The organism is Mesorhizobium sp. M4A.F.Ca.ET.050.02.1.1, from assembly GCF_003997725.1.
Lineage (GTDB): Bacteria > Pseudomonadota > Alphaproteobacteria > Rhizobiales > Rhizobiaceae > Mesorhizobium.
The window spans coordinates 1-5,445 of record NZ_RZSG01000399.1 but is presented as its reverse complement, the minus strand read 5'-3'; the positions used below and the strand labels follow the sequence as shown (position 1 = coordinate 5,445).

Below are 5,445 nucleotides of genomic sequence, written 5' to 3'. Positions count from 1 at the left end.
TGTCATGGGTGTCGCCAACGACCATTCGATCGCCTGGGGCATTGCCAAGAAACTGTCCGAGCACGGCGCCGAGCTCGCCTTCACCTATCAGGGCGACGCCTTCGGGCGGCGGGTCAAGCCCTTGGCGGAAAAGCTCGGCGCATCGCTGGTGGTGCCTTGCGACGTCGAGGACAGCGCCTCGGTGAGCGCCACGTTCGAAACGCTCGGCAAGGCCTGGGGCGGACTGGACTTCGTCGTCCATGCCATCGGCTTTTCCGACAAGAACGAGCTCAAGGGCCTCTACGCCGACACCAGCCGCGACAATTTCGTCCGTACCATGGTGATCTCCTGCTATTCCTTCACCGAGGTCGCCCGCAACGCCGCGCCGCTGATGACGGATGGCGGTTCGATGATCACGCTGACCTATGCCGGTTCGGTCCGGGTGATGCCGAACTACAATGTCATGGGCGTCGCCAAGGCCGGACTGGAAGCCAGTGTGCGCTATCTCGCCAACGACTACGGCCCGCGCGGCATCCGGGTGAACGGCATCTCGGCTGGACCGGTGCGCACGCTCGCCGGCGCCGGAATTTCGGACGCCCGACACATGTTCTCCTACCAGCAGCGCAACTCGCCGCTGCGCCGCACGGTGACCATCGACGAGGTCGGCGGCTCGGCACTCTATCTGTTGTCTGATCTCTCGTCCGGCGTCACCGGCGAGATCCACTATGTCGATTCCGGCTATCACATCGTTTCCATGCCAACGCTCGATGAATTGAAGCAGAGCGACGGCGCCCGGGAATAATCCCGCCGGAAATACTCAGCTTCTGGTAAAATTGGATTCATTGGCGGAAACTCATTTTAAGGAGATTTCCGCTAGAACGTCCCGCACCTTGGGGACTCTGCATGTCTGCTGTCAGCAACCCGAAGCGAACTCCGCTGTTCCGACTGCTGACCATAGGCAGTTCGGGCATGGGCAGTTTTATCCTCGGCATCTGGGGGCTGAAGTTCGGTTTTGGCGACGGCCTTGCCGGCATGCCGGCAGGAACAATGGCCGGCATCATCGCGGCTCTCTGCGCGCTGGCCGCGGCGGGCGCCGCCCTGTCCTTCTTCGCCGGCGTCGATGAATCCGAGCAGTATGTCTTCAGCGAAACCAATTTCGACAAGCTGACGGGCCTGCTCGCGCGTCCGGCAATGGTCGGCAAGATCGCCGAGGCGGCATCGGTGACGATCCGCACAGGCGAACCGGTTTTCCTAGTCGACATCGACATCGATCGCTTCAAACACATCAACGACGCCATCGGCTACAGCCATGGCGACGATCTGATCCGGGCCTTCGCCGAGCGGCTCAAGGCCCGCATGCCGGAGGGCACGGTGATCGGGCGCCTCGGCGCCGGCGAGTTCGGTGTTCTGCTGGCCGACCGCGCGCTGAAGGGCCCGGTCGAGGAGGCGATCGAGAAGCTCATCGACGAGATGATGGAGCCCTACCAGCTCAATTCGCATCAGCAGTCGGTCAGCCTGTCGGTGGGCATTGCCGCAATGCCCAAGGACGGCGTCGACCCCGTGCTGGTGCTGCGCCGCTCCAACCTTGCGCTGCAGAACGCGCGCGCCGGCGGCGTGGGCAATTGGTCAGTCTTCCATGCCGACATGGGCCGGGTCGCCGACTATCGCCAATGGATCGAGTCCGAGCTGCATACCGCTTTCGAGCGTGGCGATTTCGACCTCCACTACCAGCCGCAGCTCGACCTGCCGAGCGGCCGTGTTATCGGCTATGAGGCGCTGATCCGCTGGAAGCATCCCGAGCGCGGCATGATCCCGCCAATGGAGTTCATCCCGATCGCGGAAGAGACCGGCATGATCAACCCGATCGGCGAATGGGTGCTGCGCAAGGCCTGCAGCGACGCCCAGTACCTGCCCGAGGACTGCTTCGTCGCCGTCAACATCTCGCCGGTCCAGTTCATGACCAAGGATTTCGTCGGCAATGTGCGCGAGACGATGGCCGCCACCGGCATCAAGCCGTCGCGGCTGGAGCTGGAGGTCACCGAGACTGCGATGATGCAGGACCGAGAGCGCGCGGCCATCATCCTGCAGCAGCTTGCCGAGATGGGCATCTCAGTGGCCGTCGACGATTTCGGCACCGGCTATTCCAATTTGAGCTACCTCATCGATTTCTCGTTCGGCAAGCTCAAGATCGACCGTTCCTTCGTCAGCCGCATCGACACCGATTCCAATTCCGGCGCGGTCGTCTCGACCATCGTCGGACTATCGCGCGCGCTCGGCGTCGGCATCATTGCCGAAGGCGTCGAAACCGAGAATCAGGCGACGCTGCTCAGGGCCGCCGGCTGCGAGGTGGTGCAGGGCTATCTGTTCGGCCGGCCGGCGCCGCTCAAGATCGAGCTTGGTGCGGCGCGCTTCGAAAAGCGCGAGGCGCGCATTGTCAGCATGCACTGACGGCGAAGATTACAGGCGCGCCGAAAGCACCTTGAACATGCCGTCGCGGGCGACTTCGACATGGCTCGAAAAGGCCGCCGCCAGCACCGCTTCGTAAGGCAACTGGCGGTTCGCCACCATGAACAGCCGCCCTCCAGGCTTCAGCGCCTTGCCCGCCGCCCGGATGATGCCGGCGCCGACCTCGGGCTCGGCCGCCCGGCCGCGGTGGAATGGCGGGTTCATGAGGATGGCGTCATAGCGCCGCTCGACCGGCTCGCCGAGCAGATCGGCCCAGAAGAAACGCGGCGCTGCGGACGTGTTGTTCACATTGGCCTTCGCCGCTTCCAGCGCCTCGAAGTCCGCCTCGAAGAGATCGAGCGCGGTGAGGCCCGGGAACCGGGGCGCGACCTCGGCGGCCACATAACCCCAGCCGGCGCAGAAGTCGGCAACGATGCCCTTGAGGTCGCCCGGCAGGCTTTCCACCAACAGTTTCGAGCCGGTGTCGACGCGATCGAAGGAGAACATGCCCGGCGCGGTGTGGAAGCGGCCCTCGACCAGAACGGCCGGATTGGCCGCGCGCAGCACCGCCGCCGCTCCTGCGTCGACGGGCCGGCGGAACCAGAAGGCAACGCCGTGATGCTTGGGCAGGTGGCCGTCGAGCGGCACGAGCTCATCGATGCGTTTGCGCAGGGACGCGATGCCGTCCTCCTTGCCACCCGCGACCACGATCAATCCGCCCGCTGCCACGCGCTCGATCGCCTCGGCGACACGCAGCTCGTTCTGGCCGCGATGGCGCCCGGCGAGCATGAGTGCGGTGTCGAAGCTCGCGCCTTCCGCTCGCGGCAGGACATCGAAGCCTGCCGCCTGCAGCGCACGGAAATGCGACCGGAAGCCCTGCACGAGATGGAGCGCGGCAGCAAACCCTTCGGGCAAGCGGAAACCGGGCTCGGCGCCAAGAAAAAGCGCGCGTTCGCCCATCCCGGGCAAGGGCAGGGCCTCGGCCTCATAGGGATGGAACAGCGTCTTCAGCGGCTCTACTGACATTTCCTTGCCCCGTGGGAAACAAGCCCCCTAAACGAAAACGGGCGCGACATCGCCGCGCCCGTCTCAACTATCCGGTCAGACCGATCAGGCCGCGTCTTCCTCGCCGCCTTCGGCCTTCTTCTCGCGCACGATTTCCTTGCCGGTAGCCTGGTCGACGACCTTCATCGACAGGCGGACCTTACCGCGCTCGTCGAAGCCCATCAGCTTGACCCATACCTTGTCGCCTTCCTTGACGACGTCGGAGGTCTTGGCGACGCGCTCGTTGGCCAGCTGCGAAATGTGGACGAGGCCGTCGCGCGGACCGAAGAAGTTGACGAAAGCGCCGAAGTCGGCGGTCTTGACGACCGTGCCTTCGTAGATCTCGCCGACTTCCGGTTCGGCAACGATGGTGTGAATCCACTTCCTGGCCGCCTCGATCTCCTTGGCGTTGGATGAAGCGATCTTGACCGTGCCGTCGTCCTCGATGTTGATCTTTGCGCCGGTCTTCTCGACGATCTCGCGGATGACCTTGCCGCCGGAGCCGATGACATCGCGGATCTTGTCGGTCGGGATGTGCATGACCTCGATGCGCGGCGCAAATTCACCGAGCTCGGCGCGGGCACCGGACAGCGCGTGGGCCATCTCGCCGAGGATGTGCAGGCGGCCGTCCTTGGCCTGGCCGAGCGCGATCTGCATGATCTCCTCGGTGATGCCGTCGATCTTGATGTCCATCTGCAGCGAGGTGACGCCGCTGGCGGTACCGGCAACCTTGAAGTCCATGTCGCCGAGGTGGTCCTCGTCGCCGAGGATGTCGGAGAGCACCGCGAAGCGCTCGCCTTCCTTGATCAGGCCCATGGCGATGCCGGCAACCGGCTTGGCGATCGGCACGCCGGCATCCATCAGCGCCAGCGAGGTGCCGCAGACGGTGGCCATCGAGGACGAGCCGTTGGACTCGGTGATCTCCGAGACGACGCGCAGCGTGTAGGGGAACTGGTCGGCGGAGGGCAGCATCGGCCGGATGGCGCGCCAGGCGAGCTTGCCGTGACCGATCTCGCGCCGGCCCGGCGAACCCATGCGGCCGGTCTCACCGACCGAATAGGGCGGGAAGTTGTAGTGAAGGAGGAACTTCTCCTTGTACATGCCGGTCAGCGAGTCGACATACTGCTCGTCCTCGCCGGTGCCGAGCGTGGCGACGACCAGCGCCTGGGTCTCGCCACGGGTGAACAGCGCCGAACCGTGGGTGCGCGGCAGGACGCCGACTTCGGAGACGATCTTGCGCACTGTCTTGAGGTCGCGGCCGTCGATGCGCGAGCCGGTGTCGAGGATGTTCCAGCGCACGACCTTGGCCTGGAGTTCCTTGAACACGGTGCCGATCTGCTCGGACGTGTACCTGGCTTCCTCACCTTCGGCCGGGGCGAACGCCGCCTTGACCTTGGCCTTGACAGCGTCGACGGCGGCGTAGCGGGCCTGCTTGTCGGTGATCTTGTAGGCATCGCGAAGTTCATCGCCGACGATCTTCAGCATCTCGCCTTCGAGCTCGGAATAGTCCGGCGCGGTGAAGTCGCGCGGATCCTTGGCGGCAACCTCGGCCAGCTTGATGATGGCGTCGATCACCGGCTGGAAGCCCTTGTGGCCGAACATCACGGCGCCGAGCATCAGCTCCTCGCTGAGCTCCTTGGCTTCCGATTCGACCATCAGCACGGCTTCCGACGTGCCGGCGACGACGAGATCGAGCTTGGATTCCTCCATCTCGTCAATATGCGGGTTGAGCACATATTCGCCGTTGATGTAGCCGACGCGGGCGCCGCCGATCGGGCCCATGAAGGGGACGCCCGACAGCGTCAGCGCTGCCGAGGTGGCAACGATCGACAGGATGTCCGGATCGTTCTCGAGGTCGTGCTGGACGACGGTGACGACGATCTGGGTGTCGTTCTTGTAGCCGTCGGCGAAGAGCGGGCGGATGGGGCGGTCGATCAGGCGGGAAACCAGCGTTTCCTTCTCGCTAGGACGGCCCTC

The 5,445-nt window shown here is 64.7% G+C and carries 4 protein-coding genes; 2 read left to right on the top strand and 2 right to left on the bottom strand.

What is annotated here, in order from left to right; genetic code table 11:
* Positions 1-781, top strand: a 781-nt coding sequence (gene fabI / locus EOA33_RS22670; RefSeq protein ID WP_127406642.1) for an enoyl-ACP reductase FabI, incomplete at its 5' end; no start/stop codon positions are given.
* Between the two features lie 101 nt (positions 782-882).
* Positions 883-2,427 (top strand): bifunctional diguanylate cyclase/phosphodiesterase, encoded by a 1,545-nt coding sequence (locus EOA33_RS22665; RefSeq protein ID WP_127406641.1) that lies wholly within the window; start codon positions 883-885, stop codon positions 2,425-2,427.
* A 9-nt stretch (positions 2,428-2,436) separates the two neighbouring features.
* Here EOA33_RS22665 and EOA33_RS22660 read toward each other — a convergent pair whose 3' ends face one another.
* Both EOA33_RS22660 and pnp read right to left on the bottom strand, forming a co-directional pair.
* Complete coding sequence (locus tag EOA33_RS22660) at positions 2,437-3,450, bottom strand: class I SAM-dependent methyltransferase (RefSeq protein WP_127406640.1); 1,014 nt, start codon at positions 3,448-3,450, stop codon at positions 2,437-2,439.
* An 84-nt stretch (positions 3,451-3,534) separates the two neighbouring features.
* Positions 3,535-5,445 (bottom strand): polyribonucleotide nucleotidyltransferase (gene pnp, locus EOA33_RS22655; RefSeq protein WP_127406639.1); only part of this gene is annotated, 1,911 nt, incomplete at its 5' end.